27 protein-coding genes are annotated in these 23,960 nt (G+C 60.9%); 10 read left to right on the top strand and 17 right to left on the bottom strand.

Going from position 1 to position 23,960, the window contains the following annotated elements; translation table 11 throughout:
• Positions 1–73 precede the first annotated feature (73 nt).
• The 7 genes from ACJRW5_RS21960 to ACJRW5_RS21930 form a co-directional block, all read right to left on the bottom strand.
• Positions 74–466, bottom strand: coding sequence for a hypothetical protein (locus ACJRW5_RS21960; RefSeq protein ID WP_484572615.1), 393 nt, complete (start codon positions 464–466; stop codon positions 74–76).
• Positions 467–810: 344 nt separating this feature from the next.
• Entirely contained in the window at positions 811–1,377 is a 567-nt protein-coding gene (locus ACJRW5_RS21955; protein WP_484572614.1) for a hypothetical protein, read from the bottom strand.
• 57 nt (positions 1,378–1,434) lie between these two features.
• Positions 1,435–1,737: a hypothetical protein gene (locus ACJRW5_RS21950; protein WP_484572613.1), complete on the bottom strand. Its 303-nt coding sequence runs from the start codon at positions 1,735–1,737 to the stop codon at positions 1,435–1,437.
• Between the two features lie 390 nt (positions 1,738–2,127).
• Complete coding sequence (locus tag ACJRW5_RS21945; protein WP_484572612.1) at positions 2,128–2,565, bottom strand: bleomycin resistance protein; 438 nt, start codon at positions 2,563–2,565, stop codon at positions 2,128–2,130.
• An 80-nt stretch (positions 2,566–2,645) separates the two neighbouring features.
• Positions 2,646–2,981 carry a DUF2314 domain-containing protein gene (locus ACJRW5_RS21940; protein ID WP_484572611.1) on the bottom strand — a complete coding sequence of 112 codons (336 nt, stop codon included), beginning with the start codon at positions 2,979–2,981 and terminating at the stop codon, positions 2,646–2,648.
• Between the two features lie 84 nt (positions 2,982–3,065).
• Positions 3,066–3,443, bottom strand: coding sequence for a DUF7674 family protein (locus ACJRW5_RS21935; protein WP_484572610.1), 378 nt, complete (start codon positions 3,441–3,443; stop codon positions 3,066–3,068).
• A 151-nt stretch (positions 3,444–3,594) separates the two neighbouring features.
• Positions 3,595–3,978 (bottom strand): hypothetical protein, encoded by a 384-nt coding sequence (locus ACJRW5_RS21930; protein ID WP_484572609.1) that lies wholly within the window; start codon positions 3,976–3,978, stop codon positions 3,595–3,597.
• A gap of 272 nt (positions 3,979–4,250) precedes the next feature.
• On the opposite strand from ACJRW5_RS21930, the gene ACJRW5_RS21925 reads away from it, so the two are divergent.
• Complete coding sequence (locus ACJRW5_RS21925) at positions 4,251–4,532, top strand: phage integrase N-terminal SAM-like domain-containing protein (RefSeq protein ID WP_484572608.1); 282 nt, start codon at positions 4,251–4,253, stop codon at positions 4,530–4,532.
• 101 nt (positions 4,533–4,633) lie between these two features.
• Here the strand turns inward: ACJRW5_RS21925 and sbcD are convergent, their stop codons facing one another.
• A complete protein-coding gene (sbcD, locus tag ACJRW5_RS21920; RefSeq protein ID WP_484572607.1) occupies positions 4,634–5,854 on the bottom strand; it encodes an exonuclease subunit SbcD in 1,221 nt (406 codons plus the stop codon).
• On the bottom strand, positions 5,851–6,270 hold the full coding sequence (locus tag ACJRW5_RS21915; RefSeq protein WP_484572606.1) for an Lrp/AsnC family transcriptional regulator: 420 nt from the start codon (positions 6,268–6,270) through the stop codon (positions 5,851–5,853). Before ACJRW5_RS21915 ends, sbcD begins: the two co-directional genes overlap by 4 nt.
• Positions 6,271–6,393: 123 nt before the next feature.
• Between ACJRW5_RS21915 and yjeH the strand changes: the two genes are divergently transcribed.
• The 5 genes from yjeH (at position 6,394) to ACJRW5_RS21890 (ending at position 11,447) form a co-directional block, all read left to right on the top strand.
• On the top strand, positions 6,394–7,647 hold the full coding sequence (gene yjeH, locus ACJRW5_RS21910; protein WP_484572605.1) for an L-methionine/branched-chain amino acid transporter: 1,254 nt from the start codon (positions 6,394–6,396) through the stop codon (positions 7,645–7,647).
• Positions 7,648–7,791: 144 nt separating this feature from the next.
• On the top strand, positions 7,792–9,114 hold the full coding sequence (locus tag ACJRW5_RS21905; protein WP_484572604.1) for a TAXI family TRAP transporter solute-binding subunit: 1,323 nt from the start codon (positions 7,792–7,794) through the stop codon (positions 9,112–9,114).
• A 161-nt stretch (positions 9,115–9,275) separates the two neighbouring features.
• A complete protein-coding gene (gene yejK / locus ACJRW5_RS21900) occupies positions 9,276–10,283 on the top strand; it encodes a nucleoid-associated protein YejK (protein WP_484572603.1) in 1,008 nt (335 codons plus the stop codon).
• Between the two features lies 1 nt (position 10,284).
• A complete protein-coding gene (locus tag ACJRW5_RS21895) occupies positions 10,285–11,127 on the top strand; it encodes a polyphosphate kinase 2 family protein (protein WP_484572602.1) in 843 nt (280 codons plus the stop codon).
• Positions 11,127–11,447 (top strand): glutaredoxin family protein, encoded by a 321-nt coding sequence (locus ACJRW5_RS21890; protein WP_484572601.1) that lies wholly within the window; start codon positions 11,127–11,129, stop codon positions 11,445–11,447. The genes ACJRW5_RS21895 and ACJRW5_RS21890 overlap by 1 nt, the downstream gene beginning before the upstream one ends.
• Before the next feature lie 30 nt (positions 11,448–11,477).
• On the opposite strand, the gene ACJRW5_RS21885 is transcribed toward ACJRW5_RS21890, so the two are convergent.
• The 4 genes from ACJRW5_RS21885 to ACJRW5_RS21870 form a co-directional block, all read right to left on the bottom strand.
• Positions 11,478–12,413: a glutathione S-transferase family protein gene (locus ACJRW5_RS21885; RefSeq protein ID WP_484572600.1), complete on the bottom strand. Its 936-nt coding sequence runs from the start codon at positions 12,411–12,413 to the stop codon at positions 11,478–11,480.
• 64 nt (positions 12,414–12,477) lie between these two features.
• Entirely contained in the window at positions 12,478–12,759 is a 282-nt protein-coding gene (locus ACJRW5_RS21880) for a GIY-YIG nuclease family protein (protein WP_484572599.1), read from the bottom strand.
• Positions 12,756–13,475: a phosphatidylcholine synthase gene (gene pcsA, locus ACJRW5_RS21875; RefSeq protein ID WP_484572598.1), complete on the bottom strand. Its 720-nt coding sequence runs from the start codon at positions 13,473–13,475 to the stop codon at positions 12,756–12,758. The genes ACJRW5_RS21880 and pcsA overlap by 4 nt, the downstream gene beginning before the upstream one ends.
• A 100-nt stretch (positions 13,476–13,575) precedes the next feature.
• Complete coding sequence (locus tag ACJRW5_RS21870; RefSeq protein WP_484572597.1) at positions 13,576–14,046, bottom strand: nuclear transport factor 2 family protein; 471 nt, start codon at positions 14,044–14,046, stop codon at positions 13,576–13,578.
• A gap of 120 nt (positions 14,047–14,166) precedes the next feature.
• On the opposite strand from ACJRW5_RS21870, the gene ACJRW5_RS21865 reads away from it, so the two are divergent.
• Positions 14,167–15,114, top strand: a complete 948-nt coding sequence (locus ACJRW5_RS21865; protein WP_484572596.1) for a GlxA family transcriptional regulator — start codon at positions 14,167–14,169, stop codon at positions 15,112–15,114.
• Between the two features lie 109 nt (positions 15,115–15,223).
• Here the strand turns inward: ACJRW5_RS21865 and ACJRW5_RS21860 are convergent, their stop codons facing one another.
• From ACJRW5_RS21860 to ACJRW5_RS21845, 4 genes are all read right to left on the bottom strand, one after another.
• On the bottom strand, positions 15,224–15,985 hold the full coding sequence (locus ACJRW5_RS21860) for an amino acid ABC transporter ATP-binding protein (RefSeq protein WP_484572595.1): 762 nt from the start codon (positions 15,983–15,985) through the stop codon (positions 15,224–15,226).
• 154 nt (positions 15,986–16,139) lie between these two features.
• Complete coding sequence (locus tag ACJRW5_RS21855; RefSeq protein ID WP_484572594.1) at positions 16,140–17,237, bottom strand: amino acid ABC transporter permease; 1,098 nt, start codon at positions 17,235–17,237, stop codon at positions 16,140–16,142.
• Positions 17,238–17,246: 9 nt separating this feature from the next.
• Complete coding sequence (locus ACJRW5_RS21850; RefSeq protein WP_484572593.1) at positions 17,247–18,431, bottom strand: amino acid ABC transporter permease; 1,185 nt, start codon at positions 18,429–18,431, stop codon at positions 17,247–17,249.
• A gap of 252 nt (positions 18,432–18,683) precedes the next feature.
• Positions 18,684–19,712: an amino acid ABC transporter substrate-binding protein gene (locus ACJRW5_RS21845; protein ID WP_484572592.1), complete on the bottom strand. Its 1,029-nt coding sequence runs from the start codon at positions 19,710–19,712 to the stop codon at positions 18,684–18,686.
• 476 nt (positions 19,713–20,188) lie between these two features.
• Here ACJRW5_RS21845 and ACJRW5_RS21840 point away from each other — a divergent pair, with 476 nt between their 5' ends.
• The 3 genes from ACJRW5_RS21840 to ACJRW5_RS21830 all read left to right on the top strand — a co-directional run bounded on the left by ACJRW5_RS21840 (position 20,189) and on the right by ACJRW5_RS21830 (position 23,905).
• Positions 20,189–20,848, top strand: coding sequence for an alpha/beta hydrolase (locus ACJRW5_RS21840; protein ID WP_484572591.1), 660 nt, complete (start codon positions 20,189–20,191; stop codon positions 20,846–20,848).
• A gap of 24 nt (positions 20,849–20,872) precedes the next feature.
• The gene (locus tag ACJRW5_RS21835) at positions 20,873–22,774 is read left to right on the top strand and encodes an acyl-CoA synthetase (protein WP_484572590.1); all 1,902 of its coding nucleotides are present in this window, start codon (positions 20,873–20,875) and stop codon (positions 22,772–22,774) included.
• A 192-nt stretch (positions 22,775–22,966) separates the two neighbouring features.
• Positions 22,967–23,905: a GGDEF domain-containing protein gene (locus tag ACJRW5_RS21830; RefSeq protein ID WP_484572589.1), complete on the top strand. Its 939-nt coding sequence runs from the start codon at positions 22,967–22,969 to the stop codon at positions 23,903–23,905.
• Positions 23,906–23,960: the final 55 nt, after the last annotated feature.

Below are 23,960 nucleotides of genomic sequence, written 5' to 3'. Positions count from 1 at the left end.
TCAGCACGCTGTCGGTGAGTGGCTATACGGTATATGAGACGTAGGCGGTGCTACACGCGACATTGCCCTGCGCTCAAGACCGGGCGCAGAAGATATGGACCTCTCCCTCATGGTTCTCGTAATAGCCGGCATTGGCCTCGGGAAAGTAGATCACCACGTCCCGTGCCTGACCAAGGAACAGGCTCAGCGCCTGATCCAGTTCGACCGAACCACCATCATGCTCATCGTTCCAGGCCAACACATAGCCCATGCCGCGAACGCCCAAAGCCCGCAGACGCGCAGCCACCGATGACAACTCGTCCGCAGGCACACGGGAGAACTTGCGCCTGTCGAGGTGTCGACCGTCGTGCAGCAAATCCCACAGGCCGTCATCACGACGCTTGGCGCTGCCAAGCAGAGCCAGATAACGCGCCTGCCGCTCGCGCTCGACGAACTGCGCGACAAAACGATTCAACACTTGTGTCATGGCCTGCTCCCGATCCTCGACATTCGCTCCAGCACTAATCGCACCACATGCCCCACGATAAAGGCCTGAACAAGCGCAGCAGCCTGGCGCTGCACGGCAATTACACCGTCATAACTCAGAGGCGCCACCACCTGAAACGACACATAACCGGCATCGCCGACTTCCGCTGGATAGATCTGGAAGTGCCCATAACTCCGCTCAAGCCGCTCAAGCGCGTCCACTGCTCGAAGTCGACGTTGCAGTCGATCACACAGGACCTGGAAAAGTCGAAGCCGTCGGCCCGTAGCCACCTCAGTACGCCACCATCAGCATCGTTTGGCCAATTCATACGCCCTTCATCGGCATCAGCGCACCCGCAACAGCCGGTCGAACCTTTTGCACAACTCGCCACGCGCCTTGCGCGACTTGAATAGCGAAGGTACGTGCAGCAGGAAAGCGCGCCAGCGATAGCGGGCAAGATCACGACTGCCACTGGCCAGGTAATCGCGCAGCTCCAGTGCCGAATCGCGATTGAAAGCCCAGAGTTCCTTGCCCTTATAGGCAACGACATAGTGCGCATCCTGCGGCCAACGCAACTGATGAACAGCGCGCCGCGCGCAGTGACCACAGGACACCGAGCCGAGGTCAAGCCCGTGGCTGCGACTGTAGAACCGCGAGTGCTGCCAGTCGCTGGCCTGATAGCCCTCCGGCAACTCACTCAGCGCCCGCTCAGGCGAGCCATGCAGCCCAGCAAAATAGAGCGCCGCGTGCCAGTAGTGACCACAGGAATCCTGAAACTGCCGGTACTCGAACTGGTCGGAATCCTGAAAGAACGGTACATCGTCCTTCTTCCCGATACGCACTACCTCGGCAAACTCGAACGCAGCATGCCCGCCACAGCCAGGGCACTTAACGTCCACCTGATGTGGCATCGGATTCCATTCGTACAAGCCTGTCATTCACTCACCCAATTTGCTGGCAACCTACGGCTAGTCACTGACACAGCGGACCTCTTTACCCGACACATAGGCCCGGCTGAAAAATGGCAAAACCCTGTCGATTACCCGCACCTCACCACTCAATGCGCTCGCCATCAATGCCTCGCGCAAGGCGATGAACTCATGAACGATACTGTTGGCCTGCTCGGGGGAAATACGGGGCGAGTCGTACCACTGCGACAGCAACCATGCCAGGACGGGATAACGGTCGCACTCGTTGACCAAGGTGAAAAAGCCTTCCTCATGCGGGGCGATAAAGGCCCTTTCACTCCCCTGATACAGATCAAACGCCATGACTCCCCCTCTCCACCCAGCATTCCCCGAAGCGCCCACATAACGCGCCAGACACCTGAACCACGGCCACAGCCGCGCCAAAAACAGACGCTGATTCAGTCAGTACCAGCGCACCAACATCAAAAAATCACCTTCGCAGCGGATTGAATGCTTGCCCTGTCGAGCGAGCTCTTCAGCGGCCGGTACGGCCTAATGCTGATCAGATGGGATTTCGTAGGAGCCCGCCCCGGGGCGAAGCGCTTCGAGCACGCGTGGTACGTGGTTCGCGGCGGGGCGCCGCTCCTACAAGTTCGGCGCAATGAGGCTTAACTGACAGGCATTAGCCGGTACGGCCCCCTTCACCAACAGAAACGTCCTTGCTCCTACTCTCAGTTATTGCCCAATTTCTACCTAGCTACTGTGCTGGCAACGCGTACTGAACCTGAGTAAATAACCATCTGGATCCATGATCATGAACTGCCTGACGCTCAGGAACGCCTCACCAACTCGATATGACGTCTGCTCTAAAGGTAATCGAATTGGGTACTTCACTTCCTCCAAGCGACGGTATATCTCATCCAGATTTGTGACGGTTATTTGAAAATTCATACCGCGCCCGAAGGGATAGTCCAGCGCTGCCGTGACCCACGGATCACCCTGCGGAGCCAATTCCTCTATTTGCTCAAGCATGAAGACGGCGCCATCGAGAGAGATAGTCGCAAAGCCATCCTCAGGGCGCTCAAAGCAAACCGCGAAGCCGAGTAACTCTGTGTAGAACTGCAGTGATGTCTTTAAGCAGCGTACATTTAGCTCTGGGGTAAGCGGAGGGAATATGTCGATGCCGGCCATTTGTCTTTCCGTATATCACCCGGACACGCACCGGTCTGGGGCCGCGAAGCGGCGGAAAAGGCTCAGCGCGAGGCTACGGGTCAAGTGCCATCCTGGTAGATATCAATCACATGGCGAGGCTGAAACAATACGGTTTGCCCACATTTTACGCACTCGCTGCTATAGGGCTCATTATCTAGCCTTCCCGCATAGTAGTCTTCAAAAACCCGAGTAACCTCAACCCACATTCTCTCGACGGAAGTTGCCTCTGACCCTGGCGTTTCTTCCATGCTAAAAACCAGCTTAACCAAATCGCCTGCCTGCAACGACTCGCGGGCTGATTTCTCAGGAATCCAAAATGTTTCGGGATACTCCTCATGCATACCTTCGCCGTCAGCCAAGATGTAATGATCCTCTTCGTAGTTAGGTAATTTCACATCTCACCTTTGAAATATAACGTTTGGTCATGGGGCCGGCCTGGCCAGGCACGCGCGTACGAAACAAGCCACTTTGACCAGTCATCAAAGCGGCTCGCGATTGTGAAAGCCCACGTATAGCTCTTTGAGCGATGCAGGCAGTTTTTCCCAATATGGTTCTGCTTTGTCACCAGGCACTTTCCAAAATAGGTTTTCGACAAACGCGACATCAATGCAGTTTCTGATTTCTGGACCGCAGGTTTGCACGGCCTGACTGAGAAACGAGAACACCTTCATATAGCCGCTAGCGTTGAGGCCTTTGTTCATGCGGTTGTTTAACGCATTCGCGAGGCTTTCGAACCAAGAATAAGCAGACGCTGAAGAGGTTTCCCCCCACGTTTTTGCGTGAACGCTGTCAGCGGCCTCACAGATATCTGGAAATCGTTCTCGGACTGCGTTGTAAAGGTCGATAACAGTTTCCATATCTCTAGCTCTAACGCCGTATCAAGGGCGGCCGGTGCGTAGCGCTGTTTGCCCGACAATGGTGAGGCCATGCGCAATAAGGCGCGTAGTACTGGATGTCCCAGCGAGCTGCGCGAACGACTTGAATGGTCATGGTGTTTCGCCGTGCGTTCTATTTGCCACGGTAAAGATTGTAGATTCCTTTGGCTTTTGCGCCCCCATAAAAAGCCAGGCAAGAGAAGACTGCAATAGCGATTACTGGCCCCACCACATTCACCCCGCTCATATACGTTATATAAAATGCGCTCAGAATGATCAGCGCTGCGTAGCTTGTGAGCACTCTGTTCTTTGCAGATAAAATCAAGGGCACTGCTGAAAGCGCAATTGCGTGCACTGAAACTGCGGCGATCATTTCCAAAAACAGTTCCGATGGAATTCGGCCGATTTGCGCTTGGTTGATCAGGATGATCGCCTGGTACGAATAATAATTTAAAGCCAATGCAATAGCTGCACCAATGAAAATGATTGGCGCATATTTTTTAATTGCGTTGCACATAGATGTAGACCAATACCTATAACAGTGGCCCGATGGAGTTCTTCACTAACCCAATAGTAGAGATGGCGGTCTAACGCCGCTCCCTACACCATCACATTCTGCCTCTGCCCTAGCAAAATCAAGCACTTGCTGGTTAGGCGCCGCCAGCATGCGTATTCGCTTGACGTCCTCTTTCTGCCCATCCATCACCACTGCATGGATAACTAGGCAAGGAGGCAGCATGGATACCTCCCCCACCAATGCCCCGCCTAGGTGAACCGGTCCGGGCCGTCATGCACAGCATTAGCACAGAGCAACTGGATTCGCGGCTTCATCCGTTTCATCAGTTGCGTCACCTGCTGGAACTGGGCACGGCGGAAGTGAAGACCTTTCTGAACGGGCTTGCCGTCGGACGCAAGGTGGCGGCTGCCACTCAAAGCCTGGCGCTCAACGCGCTGGTATTTCTTTATGCCATGCGGCCACGGACCAAGCGTTCGGCGCGCCTGCCTTGCGTGCTGACGCATGATGAAGCCGCCAGCCTGACTGCACGCCTGGGCCAGCCGTCATTACGGTAAAGGCGCGAAGGACCGCACGACGCTGCTGCCCACCACGCGGCTCTACAGCCATCTGCTCGGCCAGGGCTTCGCGGGGTGGTGATGCATTGCCAGCGCTGCCGCTAGACGTCGGACAAGGCTTCAACAACTTGTCGATATAGGCCCCGCAAGCGCTGAGCATCCTCGTCGCCCAGCGTTTCCTGCTGCAGGCGCCGTGTGAACACGTCATCCACGCTCAGTTCATCCAATGTTTCCCGTGCTTCGCCAAGCAGGCTGGCGCTGGCGTTGCCGCGCTCGCGGCGAATGCGCAACACCTCCACCGGCAGGCCTTCGCACAGCGCATTGATGCGGCTTTGCAGGTCGCTGAGGTAATCGTCAGTGCTCACTTGCACTTCCAACCATACCGGCCGTTCGGCGCTGCCTTGCGCGGCCTGTTCGGCAATGGCCGCGGACAGCTCCTTGAGCGAGCCACGCAGGCTGGCCATGGGCTGGAACACTGGTACGGGCAACGGCGTGATCGACTGCAAGGCAACATCGTCGAATTGCAGCAGCAGCACTTCCTTCTGCTGTCGCGCTTCGTCGAACGACAACGCGATAGGCGAGCCGCTGTAGCGGATATGCTCCAGGCCAGCGACTTTCTGAGGCCGGTGAATATGGCCAAGGGCGATATAATCCACCGGCGGAAATGCACTGGTCGGAAACGCTTCAAGACTGCCGACGTAGATTTCCCGCACGGACTCACTGGCGCTCGCGCCCACCGTGGTGAGGTGGCCAGTGGCAATGATTGGCAGCGCCAGCCCCAGTTCCTCGCACATGCTCAGCGCCAGCTCGTACAGAGCCTGGTAATGCTCGGCAATGGCTTGTTGCAGTGATTGCTGTTTGGCCTGCGCGCTCTGTCCGGCCTGGCTGGCGAGCACATCGCGCGGGCGAATGAAGGGGATGGCGCAGAGGATGGCGCCCGGCTGGCCGCTGCGATCTTTAAGCACCAGCACCTGTTCGGCCAGGTCGAGGCCCACGCCCGGCACCACTTGAGTGCCCAACTGCGCCAGCAGGCTGCGACTTTCGCCGAGCATGGCCGGTGAATCGTGATTGCCCCCCAGAACCACCAGGTCGCAGCCAGCATCGCGCAGCTCCACTACCAGGCGGTAATACTGCTCACGGGCGTAACTGGGCGGCGCACCGGTGTCGAATACATCGCCGGCGATCAGCAGCACATCCACGCTCTGTTCACGTACCTGCTCCAGCAGCCAGGCGCAGAACGCCTGGTGCTCGGCCTGGCGGGTCTTGCCCATGAAGTGCTGGCCCAGGTGCCAGTCGGAGGTATGCAGGATGCGCAGGCTCATAGCGGCCAGTCCTGAACGACGATATGGGTTTTGACCCGCTGCATCTGCGGGAAAGCCTCAATGGCTGCGCGCACTTCACTCAAACGCGCCATGCTCGGCGCCTCGACCAGTACCAGCATATCGGTCTCGCCACTGATGCCACTGCAATGGCGGATTTCCGGGTACTCGCGCATACGCTCGACGTAATCCTGGCAACGGGCGTTCTGGTAGAAGAGTTCGAGGAAGGCTTTCACCCCGCCCTCACCCGGTACCGCAACTTGGGCGTGATAGCCGCGGATGACACCGCTCTGTTCCAGGTGGCGAATGCGCTCGCTGACAGCCGAGCGAGAAAGATTCACCTCACGGGCGATCTGGCTGACGGAGGTGCGCGCGTCGCTGCGCAGCAGAGCGAGGATCTGGCGATCGAACTTGTCCACGGGTGTTTCTCGAGCGGCAATCAGGTTGACGGGAAGAACCGCCATTTCGTCGGTGAAAGGCGGCAGCCTTTAATCAGGCGACGCCCTACCATAGCGGGATCTGCAAAGGCGTGAGCATACCCCATGAGTCGACTGAACAAGGAATTGGGCCTGCTACAGGGCATCGCCCTGCTCAGCACATCGCTGCTCGGCACCGGCATTTTCGTGGTACCGGCACTGGCGGCTACGGCGGCCGGCGAGGCATCGCTGTGGGCCTGGCTGATTCTGATCGCTCTGGTGCTGCCAGTGGCCTTCACCTTCGCCCAACTGGGCAAACGCTTTCCCCACGCGGGCGGGGCACCGCATCTGATCGGCCGCGCCTTTGGCCTGCGCATGGAAAGCGTCAGCGCCTTGCTGTTTCTCGCCGTGCTGCCCGTTGGATTGCCTGCCGCGCTGCATATCGCCAGTGGTTTCTGGCTGGCCGTGTTCGACCTGGATCGCGCCGGCCTGCTGATCATCGAACTGGCGACCCTGGGCGCCATTCTGCTGCTGGGCCAACGCCCGCCGAAAGCATCGGGCCTGCTGCAAGGCATGATCGCCATCGCGATCATCGCCAGCGTGGCGCTGATCTGGTGGGTAGGTGAGTTGCCACACACCAGCCAGCCGCTACTGCCGGGAATGGATGGCCAGTGGCATCTGTTGCCAACGGCGCTGGCGGTGATGTTCTGGTGCTTCGTCGGCATCGAGGCCTTCACTCATCTGGGCGAGGAGTTCAAACGCCCGGAGCGGGACTTTCCCCTGGCACTGCTGCTCGGCGTACTGCTGGCCGGTCTGGTGTACTGGGCCTGTTCGGTGGCGATACTGAGTTTCGCCACCTACGGTGACGTGCACAGCGACACCACTGCCCTGCCCCGCCTGTTCGAACAACTGCTGGGGGAACGCGCCCGCATACTGGCGGCAGTGCTTGGCTATCTGGCCTGCTTCGCCTCGATGAACGTGTACATACAAGGGTTCGCCCGCCTGATCTGGAGCCTGGCGGATGAGGGCCGTCTGCCCGCAAGGCTGGCCGTACGTAACGGCCATGGCGTACCGGGCAGAGCCTTGCTGCTGGTGGTGATCAGTTGCGCGCTGTGCGCCTTGCTCTCGGCCGTTCTGCAACTGTCGGTGGATGACCTGATTCGCTACGCCAACGGCAACTTCGTGTTGATCTACCTGCTCAGCATGGCGGCAGGCTGGATATTGCTGCGCGGTATCTGGCGGCTGCTGGCCGGGCTCAGCACGCTGCTTTGCGCTGGCGTGCTGGCGATGCTCGGCAGCGATGCGCTGTATGCCGTGGTGTTGTTCGCCGCGTTACTGCTGCTTAGCCACCTGCGCGAACGGCAAAAGGCCCTGGCGTAGGGGGGATGACGCTCTTTTCATCCAGCATTGCGCATGGCCCTGTCGGTGGACGGGTGAAGCGTCGTCCACCCTGCGCCATCCTGCAGGTGACCTCGGGGCGCATGGGGTTCTATCCTTAAGCTGAATTTGCCGAAAGGAAGCCACATGCGCCGCGTACTCAACGACCTGAAAATCATGATCCTGGCCAACCTGTGGATAGTCCCTGTGGTGGCCGGGCTGGTCTGGGCGCTGTTCCAGTTCGTCGCCCCGCCACCGCCGATGAGCGCCAGCATGGCAACCGGCACCCAAGGTGGCGCTTACCAACAGTTCGCCGAACGCCTCAAGGAAGAACTGGCCAAGGAAGGTTTCGAGCTCAATCTGGTAGCGACGTCAGGCTCGCGAGACAACCTGCAGCGCCTGCAGGCCGAAGACCCGGAGGTGCAGATCGGCCTGGTGCAAAGCGGTCTGGAGCGTCAGCTGTCAGCCGACGAGCAGTCGCAATTGCAAAGCCTGGGCGCGATCTACCAGGAGCCTCTGTGGCTGTTCTACCGCCGCGAAGTCAATCTGGACCGCATTGCCGACCTGCTGCCGCTGCGCCTCGGCCTGGGCGGTGACGGCAGTGGTACCCGCGCGGCCAGCGACGCCATTCTCGGCGCTAACGCCATCGGGCCTGAGCAATATCCCGACACCTGGCAAAGCATCGGCGGCGGCAAGGCGGCACGCGCGCTGATGGCCGCCGAGCTGGACGCGGCCTTTTTCGTCGGCCCGGCAGAAAATGCTCTGGTACAACAATTGGCAGCCAACCCCGATATTGCCCTGGCGCACTTTCGCCGGGCTCCGGCCTACGAGGCGCGCCTGCCGTTCTTCAACCAGGTGAAGGTCGGCGAAGGCCTGCTCGACCTGGCCAGCAATGCGCCGGATCGCGACATCGTTACCCTGTCGCCTGTGGCCACGCTGGTGGTCAACGACGACTTCAATCCCGGCCTGGTGCCGCTGTTCCTCGAAGCCAGCCGCGAGGTGATGAAGAACGGCACCCTGCTCGATGCCGCCGGCACCTTCCCCAGCGCCGAGCCGCGTACTTTCGAGCTGCACAAGGATGCCGAGCATTACTACGCCAAGGGGCTGCCGATCCTACAGCGCTACCTGCCGTTTCGTATCGCCTCGCTGGCCGACCGCTACATCATCCTGCTGATTCCGTTGATCGTGGTGATGATCCCGCTGTTCAAGGCCGTCGGACCGATCTACCAATGGCGCATCCGCGCGCGCATCTACCGCTGGTACAAGTACCTGCGCGAGATCGACCGCAAGCTTCATTCCGGCTCCCTGCCCGACGAACTCGATAGCGAAATCGCCCGCCTGGAGCATCTGGAGGACGAACTGGCGGCGGTAGAAGTGCCGCTTTCCTACTCCAACCAGCTGTACGAACTACACCTGCACGTACGCTACGTGATCGAGCGTCTGAAGACCCTGCAGCGGCGCCGACACTAGAAAAGCGATCGCGGCTAAAGCCCCTCCCACGGACGTTTCTGATACCTGTGGGAGGGGCTTTAGCCGCGACCTGACTGCATGTGACCGATGCATCCACACCAGAATCCATCACCTGCTTCGGGTAAACTGCGCCCCTGTTTCATTTGCCCATCGAGACCGCCATGCCGATCCGTCACTGCATCGTCCACCTGATCGACAAGAAGCCTGACGGCAGTCCCGCCGTACTGCATGCCCGCGACAGCGAGCTGGCCACGTCGCAAGCCATGGAGAACCTCCTGGCCGACCTCAACGAAAGCTACAACGCCAAGCAGGGCAAGGCCTGGGGGCTGTTCCACGAGGAGTCCGGCGCTTACCCGTTCAGCGGCTGGCTCAAGGCCTACCTCGAGGGCGAACAGGACTTCACCGCCTTCAGTCGCCAGGCCGTGGAGCAGTTGCAGAAGCTGATGGAGGAATCCAACCTGTCCACCGGCGGCCATGTGCTGTTCGCCCACTACCAGCAAGGCATGACCGACTACCTGGCCATCGCCCTGCTGCACCACAGCGAAGGCGTGGCGGTGACCGACGCGCTGGACGTGACCCCGGCCAAGCACCTGGATCTCGGCCAGCTGCACCTGGCCGCGCGCATCAACATCAGCGAGTGGCAGAACAACAAGCAGTCCAAGCAGTACATCTCCTTCATCAAGGGCAAGAACGGCAAGAAGGTCTCGGACTATTTCCGCGATTTCATCGGCTGCCAGGAAGGTGTCGACGGCCCAGGTGAAACCCGCACCCTGCTCAAGGCCTTCAGCGATTATGTGGAAAGCGAGGACCTGCCCGAAGAGCAGGCCCGCGAGAAAACCAAGGCACTGGTGGGCTACGCCAGTGGCCAGGCCAAGATGGGCGAGCCGATCACCCTGGAAGAGCTCTCCGGGCTGATCGATGAAGACCGCCCCAAGGCCTTCTACGAGCATATCCGCAACAAGGACTACGGCATGGCTCCGGAATTTCCGGCGGACAAACGCACCCTCAGCCAGTTCCAGCGCTTCACCGGCCGCGCCGAAGGCTTGTCGATCAGTTTCGAGGCGCACCTGCTGGGTTCCAAGGTCGAATACGACGAGGGCCGCGACATGCTGATCATTCGCCAGCTACCGACCCAGCTCAAGGATCAGCTCAAGCGCCGCCAGGATTGAAATGAACGGGCGCCTGGACGATGCGCTGCTGGACACCTGCCGTTGTCAGGTCAAAGCGGCGCTGGCAGGCGACCCGGGGCGCACGCTGGGCCTCGACAAGAGCGAAGCCAGGGCCCGTCTGGCGCAGCTCAGACCCTGGCTGCAGGAGCAGCAGACACGTCTCTGGGCCAACCGCCACCAGGCCCTGCTACTGGTGCTGCAAGGCCCGGACTGCAGTGGCAAGGATGGGGTGATTCGCCGAGTACTGAGCGCTTGCAACCCGCAAGGGCTGGCCATTCACAGTTTCCAGGCGCCAACCATAGCTGAGCGGCAGGCGCACTTTCTCGAACGCTACCAGCAACGGCTGCCCGCCCCGGGCATGCTCGGCGTGTTCAATCGCAGCCACTACGAAGCGCTGATCTGCGACCCGCTGGACGGCTTGTGCGGCGAGGATGAACTGCCTGCGCGCCTGGCGGAGCTGCTGACCTTCGAAAGCCAGTTGCCCGCCAAGGGCATCCACCTGCTCAAGTGCTACCTTCAGATCGACAAGAACGAGCAGTACGGCAGACTGCGCGAGCGCCTGGAGAAACCGCAGAAACGCTGGAAGCTCAAGTCCAGTGATCTGCGCGCGCATCGCCAGTTCGAAGAGCGTCAGCGCCGCTGGAGCGAGCTGCTCAGCGCCAGCGACAACGACGATGCCCCCTGGTACGTGATCCCCGCGCACAAACGCTGGCTGCGCGATCTGCTGGTGGCCAGCCTGCTCGCACGCGAGCTGGAGCGCCTGCAATTGCAGTGGCCGGATCGCCCGGCACCCTTTACGCTGGCACAACTGCAAGCTGCCAACACGCACAAGGACGTATCGTGATGAAGAAGATCCTGCTGATTCTCGCCGCCCTGGCCCTGTTCCAGCACTGGGACAAGCTCGAGCGCTGGATCGACCCGCCCCAGGCCAGCAACGTCAGTGGCGAGATCGTGCTCTACGCCACCAGTTGGTGCGGCTACTGCGCCAAGACTCGCGAACTGTTCGCCGCGGACGGCATCGCCTATCGCGAGGTGGATATCGAGAAGGACGCAGCCGGCCGCGCGGCCCACCAGGCACTCGGTGGCCGCGGCGTGCCGGTAATCGACATGCGTGGGCAGATCATCCACGGTTTCGATGCGCGTGCCATTCGCGCGGCCTACTGAACAGGCCGCGCAAGCATTCGAGCGTTCGGCTCAGCGCGCTTCGATACGGAAGCCCAGGCGTGGGAAATGCACATGGACGATGCCTGCACGCTCGTCCTCCCGGCGCAGAATCAGCTCGTCACGGCCAGCGAACATCAGCTCACCCACCACCGGGTCGACGCCATAGTCCACGGCGGCAATGCTTACCGCCTGACCCGGTTGGAAACCGTTCGGGTCGCTGAACGCCTCGTTCGGCAGCGCCGCCGGGCTCGCCTCACGGGCAATGGCAATGGCCTGTTCACTGCTCATCTCGCTCAGCGAACCGTGGCCGAAGCCGAGCACACGGCTGAGCCACGCCGCCACTTCCGGGTAGTCGTCGACCAGCGGTGAAGTGACCGGCGTGCCACGCAGGAACCACAGGCAGTGCGCCACGGAAAAGTCGGCATGCGACGGCTCACCGAAGAGAAAGTCGCCCTGCTCGCGCTGCAACTGCTGCTGCAACAGCCCCATCAGGGCCGGCCACTGGTGCCTGGCCTGCTCCAGCGGTACCCGGCTGGCAGTGCCACCGGAGAACAACGCACCGCGGTCGGCGGCGAAAGCCTTGGCGAACTCCGGCGGCACCTTGGCAAAACGCAGCGCCATGGATTCGGGCTGGAACACCAGAGCCACTGCATGCTGGAACAGCACCGAGTCGGCCCACTGGGAAAGCAGGCTGACATTGAATTCCTGCCCCTCGGGGAACAGCGTCGGTGTCGCCTTCTCGGCCTCCAGACGACGAGCGATCAGTGCCGTATCGCAATAGATATCGGCACCGGCCTGCAGCACCGGGGTCTTGCGATAACCGCCGGTCAACGCCGTCAGATCGGGCTTGGGCATCAGTGGCGGAATCGTCACCGAACGCCAGGACAGTTGCTTGAAGCCCAGCATCAGGCGGGCCTTCTCGGCGAACGGCGAGGTCGGGTAATGGTGCAGGATCAGCTCGTGCATGGCGCGCTCCGCGGCAAGGTCGAAAGCCTCAGCTTAACCGCGGCGCTTGGTTACGCCCACCGTCTCAGGGTGATGCAATGCCATCAACGGCCAGAATGAGCGCTTCTTTGGCGCTTTTGCTCAGACGCTTGATCGCCCGCTCACGACGCAGGGCATCGCCCTTGCCGGCACAGGCTTCGACGTAGGTCAGTGCCAGCGCCGGACTGGTATGAAAAAAACGTGCCCCTCTGCCGGCCTGGTGCTGGGCAAAACGCCGCTGCGGATCATCGCTGATGCCGCAATACAGTGCGCCGTTGGCGGCGCGCACCAGATAGACGAACCAGGCCTTGTCCATCGCCGCACTCATGCGCGACGCGGGAACCATTCACGCGCCGAACGCCACAGGCACATGCCGACGAAATAGGCTGAAGCCACGAACCACAAGCCCAGCACCCACTCCGAATTACGCGGATACTGCAGGATCAACAGCGCGCTGGAGAGCATCCAGACAAAAGTCACGAAGATGTTCAGCGGCATGAACTGACGCACCCGGAACGGATGCAGGAACTTCATCTTGGTCAGGGTCAAGCCGGCCAGCAGAACGATCATGCCGAGCGTGACCCAAGGGTGAATGTCGAGAATGTAGAAATACAGGACCGCCACGTTCCAGGCTGCCGGGAAACCAACGAAGTAGTTGTCCTGGCTTTTCATGTTCAGGTTGCAGAAGCAGAACAGCGACGACAGCAGAATCAGCCCGACAGCGAACAGCGGGGTGTACTCGGGCAACGGGATGAAGCGGTAGAGGAAGATGGCCGGAATGAACACGTAGGTCAGGTAATCGATCACCAGATCCAGAGTCGATCCGTCGAAGTGAGGCAGCACGCCCTTGACGTCGTATCGTCGTGCCAGCGAGCCGTCCAGACCATCGACCAGCAGTGCCAGGCCCAGCCATAACAGGCATTGCTTGGGCTGGCCATCGAGGACGGCAAGCAAGGCCAACAAGGCAAGTATCACGCCACTGGCAGTGACGGCATGCACCCCCCAGGCTTTGGCCTGTTTTACGGCAACGATCAGTTCGGTCACGGCAGCATCTCGATGGGCAGTGGAGGTGCGGCACACCGCGTGCGCACTCTTTATTGAAGGTTAAGACCGATTAGCCTACCACTGCGTTCCTTCGCCTGCCTTAGTGCGACGCGCGAAACTGCGTCAGACCACGTGCCGCTTGTCGTCTGATGGCAGCCTGGACCGGCGGTGCCCAGCCCAGCAGCACGCCCTTGAGGCCAAGCGCCTGGCGCGACCAACGCCAGAGGTCGAAGTGGTCATGGTGCTCGACGATCAGCCCGTCGCGAAATACGAAACGCGCCTGAATATGGTTGACCACCTGGCGCCCGGTTGCACTGAAACGATAGGTGGCAACCCACCTTGCACTGCCGGCATGCTCGTAGGCGTCTACCGAATCGAACGTCAGTGAGAAGGCCTCGGCACGGCTGCAGAGCATGCGCCACATATCCCCTGCCTGCGCACCGCTGAGATCGGTGAAGACGGGGTCGGCGAAACGCACGTCTTCGGCATAGCAGCCGGCCATGGTCTCGGCATCGAGGTGCTGAAAGGCGGTGTAGAAGCGCTGGATCAATTCGGCATTGGGGTGGCTCATGGGCGTTCCTGCTAAGCGCTGATGAATGCAGCCTAGTCTGTCCGTCGACCGGCCTGAGAGCGATTGGCGATAAAGACAACTTTGTGTCAATAATCGCCAATCTCTTGAATGGTCACTGCCATGCTGCGAATCGCGCTGTACGTCTGCCCACAAACCGTGTGTTCCAGTTTGAGCATGGCGCAGGATGCCTTCAGCCTGGCCAATCGTCTGGCAGGAGTGCCACGCTTCCTGCTCCAGCGCTTCAGCCTCGACGCCCGCCCCGTGCAACTGGACTTCGCCCAGATCCAGGTCGATGGCGGCCTGGTTCTGGCTGAGCAGGCCGACCTGCTGATCGTGCCAGCCACCGGCAGTGCAGTCGGCCTTACCCTGGAAAGCAACGCCAGGCTGCTGCCCTGGCTGGCACAACGTAACCGGCAGCAAGTCGCCAGCCTGTGCAGCAGCGCCTTCCTGCTGGCCGCTGCCGGGCTGCTGGACGGCCGTCAGGCGACCACCCACTGGGCACTCGCTGATACCTTTGCCAGACGCTACCCCCAGGTGCAGCTGCGCAGCGATCTGCTGTTGACCGAAGATGGCCAACTGTTCTGCTCCGGCGGCGCCCAGGCCGGGCTGGATCTGTGTCTGCATCTGATTGCCCTGCACGCCGGCGAATGGCTGGCACAGCAGGTGGCCAGCGCCATGGTGGTGGAGCGCCAGCGCGGCACGCAGACACGCTTCGCTCCGCTGCTGCCGGAAGGCTGCAACGATGTGGCGTTGGCGCCTCTGCTGGGTTGGCTGCGCGAACATTTGGCGGAGCCAATTGACCTCGCCCGGCTGGCCGGCAAGGCGCATTGCTCGCCGCGCACCCTGTTGCGACGCTTCAAGGCCGCCACCGGGCTGACCCCGAACGATTACCTGCAGCGCTTGCGTATCAGCACCGCGCAGCAGGCATTGGCCCAGCCCAACCACTCGCTGGAGCAGATCGCCAGCCAGGTCGGTTACGCCGACCGCGCCACCTTCGCCAAGCTGTTCAAGCAGCTCTGCGGGGAAACCCCCGGCGCCTTTCGCAAGCGCATGGCGCGAGTCAGCTGACGCTGCGCGTCACGGCTGAAGCCATTCAGGGCCAGGCAGACGCGAGCCCAGCTCTGCCACTGAAAATGAAAAAGGAGCCCGCAGGCTCCTTTTTCATCATGCAACCGCCTCAGTGCAGGATCTGACTGAGGAACAGCTGGGTACGCTCGTTCTGCGGATTGGTGAAGAAGGTATCGGGCTCGGCCTGCTCGACGATCTCGCCCTTGTCCATGAAGATAACCCGGTTGGCCACGGTACGGGCGAAGCCCATCTCGTGGGTCACGCAGAGCATGGTCATACCATCTTCGGCCAGGCCGATCATGGTATCGAGCACTTCCTTGACCATTTCCGGGTCGAGCGCCGAGGTCGGCTCATCGAACAGCATGATCTTCGGCTTCATGCACAGCGCACGGGCAATCGCCACGCGTTGTTGCTGGCCGCCGGAGAGCTGCCCCGGATATTTGCCAGCCTGCTCGGGGATGCGCACGCGCTCGAGGAAGTGCATGGCAATTTCCTCGGCCTGACGCTTGGGCATCTTGCGTACCCACATCGGCGCCAGGGTGCAGTTCTGCAGTACGGTCAGGTGCGGGAACAGGTTGAAGTGCTGGAACACCATGCCCACTTCGCGACGAATCGCTTCGATGTGTTTGAGGTCGCTGGTCAGCTCGGTGCCATCGACCACGATGCGCCCCTGCTGGTGTTCTTCGAGACGATTGATGCAACGAATGGTGGTCGACTTGCCCGAGCCGGACGGCCCGCACAATACGATGCGCTCACCCGCCTGCACGCTCAGGTTGATGTCCTTGAGCACGTGGAACTGGCCGTACCACTTGTTCACGCCTTGCAGCAGGATCATCGGCTCGGCGCTGGGTTGTTTGACTGCTTCACTCATAATTCACTCCTCCAAGGGGCTGATTCAGGATTTAGCGAGCTAGAGCCAGGCAAGAGGAAAACAAGCGAGGAAGCGGAGCGTACTGGTGTACGTGAGCATTCCGAGAATGTTTTCAACGCAGCCTGGCCGACGCGCAGCAAATACTGAACAGCTCCTAACGCTTGTGGCCGGTATCCAGCTTTCTCTCCAGATGCATGGAGTAGCGGGACATACCAAAACAGAAAATCCAGAAAATCAGCGCAGCGAACACGTAGCCTTCGGTGGCCATGCCCAGCCACGCCGGGTCGGTGGTCGCCTGCTTGATGCTGTTGAGCAGGTCGAACAGACCGATGATGATCACCAGACTGGTGTCCTTGAACAGGGCAATGAACACGTTGACGATGCCCGGAATAACCAGTTTGAGCGCCTGCGGCAGGATCACCAGGCCCATCATCCGCCAGTAGCCCAGGCCCATGGCCGCCGCTGCTTCGTACTGCCCCTTGGGAATGGCCTGCAGGCCGCCACGCACGGTTTCGGCGATGTAGGCGGACTGGAACAGGATCACCCCGATCAACGCGCGCATCAGCTTGTCGAAGTGCATGCCCTCGGGCAGGAACAACGGCAGCATCACCGAGGACATGAACAGCACGGTGATCAGCGGTACGCCGCGCCAGAACTCGATGAAGGTGACGCAGATGACCTTGATCGCCGGCATGTTGGAGCGGCGCCCCAGCGCCAGCAGGATGCCCAGCGGCAACGCGCCGGTGATGCCCACAGCGGCGATCACCAGGGTCAGCATCAGGCCGCCCCATTGGCTGGTACCCACGGTTTCCAGGCCGAACACGCCACCATGCAGCAGGCACCAGGCGATGACCGGGTAGATCACCAGGAACGCCAGGCCATAGACAGCCTTGCGTGGCATCTGCGGGACGAACAAGGGCGCGGCACCGACGATGGCCAGCCACAGGGTGGTGTCGACGCGCCAGCGCAGTTCAGTCGGGTAGAAGCCATACATGAACTGGCCGAAGCGCTGCTGAATGAACACCCAGCAGGCCCCCTCCTGGGTGCAATCGGCGCGGGTGCTGCCCACCCAGTTGGCGTCGATGATCGCCCACTGCAACAGCGGCGGTACCACCAGCCAGATCAGGTAGATCGCGAAGACGGTCAACAGGCTGTTGAACCAGTTGGAGAACAGATTGGCCTTGAGCCAACCCAGCACGCCGACGCTCATGCGCGGCGGCGGTAAATCCGGTTTGAACGTATGGGTCTGCATGGCTGCTCCTTACCGCTCAGTCAGCGCGATGCGCTTGTTGTACCAGTTCATCAGCAGGGAAATGCTGATGCTGATGGCGAGGTAGACGCTCATGGTGATGGCGATCACCTCGATGGCCTGGCCCGTCTGGTTGAGTACCGTTCCGGCGAACAACGAGACCATGTCCGGGTAGCCGATACCGGCGGCCAGCGAGGAGTTCTTCGCCAGGTTCAGGTACTGGCTGGTCAGCGGCGGCACGATCACTCGCAGGGCTTGCGGAATGATCACCAGGCGCAGGGTGATGCCCGAGCGCAGCCCCAGAGAGCGCGCAGCTTCGGTCTGGCCATGGCTGACGGCCATGATCCCGGAGCGTACGTTCTCGGCGATGAAGGCGGCGGTGTAGATGGTCAACGCCAGGGTCAGCGCCATCAGCTCCGGGATCATCACCCAGCCGCCGCGGAAGTTGAAACCGGTCAGCGCCGGAACACTCCATTGCAACGGATTACCGCCTACAAGCACGGCCAGGCCGGGAATCACCACGATCATCGCCAGCGAGGTCCACAGCAGCGGGAAGATCTTGCCTGTGGCCTCACGTCGTTTCTTCGCCCAGCGTCCCAGAGCGACGATGCCGACGATGGTCGCCAGCAGCACCACGGCGAACAGCCCGAAGTTCTCCGATGGGCTCGGTGCCGGCATGTAAAGGCCGCGACTGTTGAGAAAGAAGACCTCGCCTACATCGAGGCTCTGTCGAGGTCCTGGCAGCGCGAGGAATACAGCGAAATACCAGAAGAGAATCTGCAGCAATGGCGGGATATTACGGAAGATCTCGATATAAACGGTCGCCAGCTTGCTGATTAGCCAGTTCGGTGAAAGACGCGCCACGCCCAGCAGGAAGCCGAGGATGGAAGCCAACACGATACCGATGATCGAGACCAGCAGCGTATTGAGCAGGCCAATCACGAAGACGCGCCCATAGCTGTCGCTTTCGCTGTAATCGACCAGATGCTGGGCAATACCGAAACCGGCGCTGTTGTTCAGGAAGCCGAAGCCGGAGGTAATCCCCCGTTTGTCCAGGTTGGCCTGGGTGTTCTGAAAGAGAAACCAGCCGAGCGCCAGAACGGCGACCACGGCAATGATCTGGAACAGCCACGCACGCACCTGCGGATCGGTCAGAAGCGATCCACGCGGGCGCGGGGCATTAGCAGTCGTGTGCATAACAACCCTCATGGAAGCTCCGGCCCACACAAGCCGGCCGGAGTTCACCTAGTCGGAAACGACAGCGGCAGGCCCGGAGAGCCTGCCCATAGTCTGCTGCGCGTCGGGCCTGCCGCGTCAAAAACAGGCTCAGAATGCTCATTTACAACTCGTAAAGTCGTACGCGACTCCGAGCGTTCTTCGCCTGTTTTTTCCTTGCATGCCTCTAGCTCGCGAGCCTATGAACAGACTCTCGCCTGCCGCTGTGGACGGTCAACGCACCGGCGGTGCGTACTGCAGACCACCCTTGTTCCACAGGGCGTTGAGACCACGCTCGATCTTCAGCTCGCTGCCGGCACCTACGTTGCGGTCGAAGGACTCGCCGTAGTTACCAACCTGCTTGACGATCTGCACTGCCCAGTCTTTCGGCAGCTTGAGGTCTTTGCCGAACTCACCTTCGGTACCCAGCAGACGGGCGACGTCCGGGTTCTTGGTGGTTTTGGCGGTTTCTTCGACGTTGGCCGAGGTCACGCCCAGTTCTTCGGCGTTGAGCATGGCGAACAGGCTCCAGCGCACGATGTTGAACCACTCGTCGTCACCCTGGCGTACGACCGGGCCCAGCGGTTCCTTGGAGATGACTTCCGGCAGCACCACATAATCGTCCGGGTTGGCCAGCTTGATGCGTTGTGCGTACAGCTGCGACTGGTCAGAGGTCAGCACGTCGCAACGGCCGGCTTCAACCGATTTGGCGCTCTCGTCGGAGGTATCGTAGGTAATGGGGGTGTACTTCATGCCATTGGCGCGGAAGTAGTCGGAGAGGTTCAGCTCGGTGGTGGTACCGGCCTGGATGCAGACGGTCGCACCGTCCAGCTCCTTGGCACTGGAGACGCCCAACTTCTTGTTAACCAGAAAGCCCTGGCCATCGTAGTAGTTGGTGCCGGTGAAGTTCAGGCCCAGAGCCGCATCGCGCGAGCTGGTCCAGGTGGTGTTACGCGACAGGACGTCGACTTCGCCGGACTGCAGCGCAGTGAAGCGCTCCTTGGCGGTCAGCGGGCTGTACTTGACCTTGGTGGCGTCACCGAAGACCGCAGCAGCGATGGCGCGGCAGACGTCGACGTCCAGACCCAGGTAGTTACCTTTTTCGTCAGCGTAGGAGAAGCCCGGAAGACCGTCACTGATGCCGCACTGCACGAAGCCTTTCTTCTGCACAGCGTCCAGAGTGGCGCCTGCGTGAGCGAAGCCACTGACACCAAGCACTGCAGCGGTAGTCAGCATAGCCAGGGTGGATTTCACCATCTTCATCAAAAACCTCCAGTTGCTCTTGTTGTGTTGGAGTCTCAGTCCTGCTTCCCCACCCTTTTGAGGTACGCGATCCGCTGGCAGCAACGGTTTCGACAAGAAGTTCGGACGTCAGGCGGAGGCTTGTTGGCGGTGCCCTCTGCTGGCCAACTACCCCTACCCTGCCCATTGGTTGAACGGGCCAGAGACGGATCGTCATCCGCCAGAGCGATCGGTCGCCCGGACGGTCTACTAGGAACCCCACACAGCAGATTCCTGCCTGTTGAGCAGGCGGCACTGGCACAGTGTTACCTTTGCCGCACTACATCGTCAGTCCGTATAAGCCTTAGCAAGCGCCGTACCAGCAGCGCGCAAAAGACAGGATGAAAAAGGGTCAAGAGCAAAATATTCACCCTTGCGACAACTTATTCACAGATTAGCCAAGACTGGAACATCGTGCCGCCCCAACATCGAGCGCGCGCACCACACTGGAGCTACCAATGACCGCACCCATGATTCTGCAGCCCCCACAAACCGCCGACGCCAGCGTCATCTGGCTGCACGGTCTGGGGGCCGACCGCTACGACTTTCTGCCGGTTGCCGAGATGCTGCAGGAGCGCCTGCCCACCACTCGCTTCATCCTGCCGCAAGCGCCTACCCGGCCGGTGACCATCAATGGCGGCTGGAGCATGCCCAGCTGGTACGACATCCTCGCCATGAGCCCGGCTCGTGCCATCGACCAGGCGCAACTGGAGGCGTCCGCCGACCAGGTCATTGCCCTGATAGAAGCCGAACGAGAGAGCGGCATCGCCGCTGAACGCATCGTCCTGGCAGGCTTCTCCCAGGGCGGCGCGGTGGTGCTGCATACCGCCTTCCTGCGCTATGCCGAAACGCTCGGAGGTGTACTGGCGCTGTCGACCTATGCGCCGACCTTCAGCGACGAAATGCTGCTCACGGATACAAAAAGACAACTGCCGGTGCTGTGTTTGCATGGCAAATTCGATGACGTGGTGACGCCCGACATGGGCCGCGCCGCGCATGATCGCCTGCACGCCTGTGGGGTGCCGGTGCAATGGCGCGACTACCCGATGGCACATGAGGTGCTGCCGGAAGAAATTCGCGATATCGCCGACTGGTTGAGCCAACTGCAAGCCGGCTGACCGAACCGAAGAGATGCACAATAAATGAGCACAGCGCCCCTGATTCGCACCCTGCAGGATATCGAACGGATCGAAAACACGCCGCTGAGCGAGCGCGATCTGCCGCCAAGCACTTTCGAGCTGATCCGCCGCACTGCCAGTGCGCATGCTGATGCACCGGCGCTGTCGTTCATCCTTCAAGGCAACGGCGAGGAAACACCGCTGCGCCTGAGCTACGCCGAGCTGCTGGGCAAGGTCACGCAGACCGCCAACGCCTTTCATCGCCTGGGCCTACGCCCGGGCAAGGCGGTGTCGTTCCTGCTGCCGAACCTGCCGCAGACCCACTACACCATCTGGGGCGGCGAAGCAGCCGGGATCGTCAATGCGATCAATCCGCTGCTCGACCCCGAACATATCGCCGAGCTGATCCACGCCTCGGACTCCGAACTGCTGGTGACCCTTGCCCCCTTCCCCGGTACCGACCTGTGGGACAAGGTTCATGCCCTGCGCGGACAGCTGCCCGAGCTCAAGGCGATTCTCTGCGTGGATATGGCCAACCTGCTGCCCGAGCCGCAACGCAGTGCGCTCAAGGCTCAGCGCGGCGCGTTGCCGGAGGGTGTGCTGGATTTCGACGAAACCATCGCGGCCTGCCCGGCCGACCGCCTGGAAAGTGGCCGGGTCATCACCCCCGATGATGTCGCCAGCTACTTTCATACCGGCGGCACCACCGGCACGCCCAAGCTAGCCCCGCACAGCCACGGCAACGAAGTGGCGATGGCCTACAGCATGAACCTGATCACCCGCTTCGGCCCTGGTGACGTGACGCTCTGCGGCCTGCCGCTGTTTCACGTCAACGGCGTGGTGGTCACCGGCCTGGCTGCCTTCATCGGCGGCGCAGAAGTGCTGCTGGCGACACCGCAGGGCTATCGCAACACGACCCTGATCGGCAATTTCTGGAAAGTGATCGAGCGCCACCACGTCAGCTTCTTCAGTGGTGTGCCGACCATCTATGCCGGCCTGTTGCAGGTACCCAGCGACGGCCACGACCTGTCGTCACTCAAGTACGCGCTGTGCGGTGCGGCGCCAATGCCGGTCGAGCTGATCCGTCAGTTCGAGGCCAAGACCGGCCTGACGCTGATAGAAGGCTACGGCCTGACCGAGGGCACCTGCGGCAGTTGCGCCAACCCGCCGGCTGGCGAACGCCGCCCGGGCTCGATTGGCCTGCCAATGCCCTACTGCGAAGTACGTATCAAGGTGCTCGACGACCAGGGCCGCTATCTGCGCGACGCCGCGCAGAACGAAATAGGCAACCTGTGCATCCGTGGCGCAACGGTATTCAAGGGCTATCTGCAGGCCAACAAGAATGCCGGCATCTGGGTCGACGGCGACTGGTTCAATACCGGCGACCTTGGCCGCGTCGATGCCGATGGCTATATCTGGCTGACCGGGCGCAGCAAGGACCTGATCATCCGCGGCGGTCACAACATCGACCCTCAGATGATCGAAGAAGCCCTGCACAAACACCCGGCCGTGGCCATGGCAGCAGCCGTAGGCAAACCGGACGAGAAAGCCGGTGAACTGCCGGTGGTCTACGTGCAGTTGAAACCAGGCAGCGAGGCCAGCGAAGCCGAGTTGCTGAAACATGCGGCCAGCCATATTCCTGAGCGAGCGGCCGTACCGAAGAACGCCTGGATCATCGACACCATTCCGCTGACAGCTGTAGGCAAGACTTTCAAGCCAGCGTTACGCTTCGATGCTATCGCCCGCGTCTATCAGGCCGATCTTGCTGCGCTGCACCCGGCCATCCGTGTGGAGGTGCTGAGCGATGACCAGGCCGGTCAACTGGCTCATGTCTATCTGCCCAATCAGGATCAGGCGCTGGCGACGGCCATCAGCCAACGCCTTGCCGGCTATGCAGTAGGCCATCGCCTCCACTTCGCAGCGTGAACTGAAGCGCACAAGGATGCGCGCCAGTTAACAGCTTCGTAACAAAGTCAGGCCATTGGTCGGTCGGCGTTTTGCCGAGCATTGTCATGCCCTGGCGCAGGGAATAATGTCGGCGATTGTTCGTGGACATAACAGGGAACGTTAGTTATGCCTTCCGGCCTATTCGTGCCGACACGGCACGACGAGATCGCGATGAAACCGGCACATTGGCAGGCAGACCTGCAGCAAGTCCAACAACTGCGGCTGTTTCAGAACGTCGCCTCCAGCAGCCTGGATCAGTTGCTGCGGGAATTTCGTGCCTGCGAGCTGGAAGCAGGCGAAGTGCTGCTCTCCCCATTCAATCGCAACCAGCACCTCTATCTGCTGATCGAAGGCCAACTGCGCGTCTATCTCGGCTCGCTGGATAACCAGGCGGTCAGTACTCTCGAAGTGGGCGACTGCGCTGGCGAAATCAGCTTCATCGACAACGAGCATCCCTCGGCCTACGTAGTCGCCGAGCGTCCCTCCATCGTGCTGCGCCTGCATCGCGAATCGCTGATCGCATTGTTCCAGCAATCCCCGCAGATGATGCAGAACCTGCTGGAACTGCTTTGCGAACGCGTACGCCAGGGCAATCGGCAGATTCTCGACAGCGAGCAGAATGCCAACGTCGACACCCTCACCGGTTGCTTCAACAGACGCTGGCTGGAACACGTATTCGAGCGTGAAAGCACCCGCTGCGCCTTCAATGACGAACCCCTGTCGCTACTGATGCTGGATGTCGACCACTTCAAGGCCTACAACGACCAACATGGTCACCTCGCTGGCGATTATGCCCTGTGTCTGGTGGCCCACACCCTGCGCAGCCAATTGCGGCCCAAGGACAGCCTGATACGCTTCGGCGGCGAAGAGTTCGTCATCCTGCTGCCGGAGATCGCCACTCAGGCAGCACGCAGTATCGGCGAACGCCTGCGCATCAGCCTGGAGCAGATCGGCTCCTTCTATTCCCCGGTTGGCGTGTTGCCCGGCATCACCATCTCCATCGGCCTGGCTCAGATGCAGCCCAAAGACGAGCTGCAGAGCCTGATCGCCCGGGCTGATGCCGCGCTCTATCAGGCCAAGCAACAGGGACGCAATTGCCTCAGCGGTTGAAAACCGCCTCATCGGTACGCACGTCCCATTCCCTGCTAGAGTGCGCGGCATAACA

It is taken from the genome of Pseudomonas pichavaramensis (assembly GCF_050473265.1).
In the GTDB taxonomy this organism is placed as follows: Bacteria; Pseudomonadota; Gammaproteobacteria; order Pseudomonadales; family Pseudomonadaceae; genus Aquipseudomonas.
The sequence above is the reverse complement of the archived record's forward strand: the minus strand, read 5'-3'. Positions and strand labels throughout refer to the sequence as shown.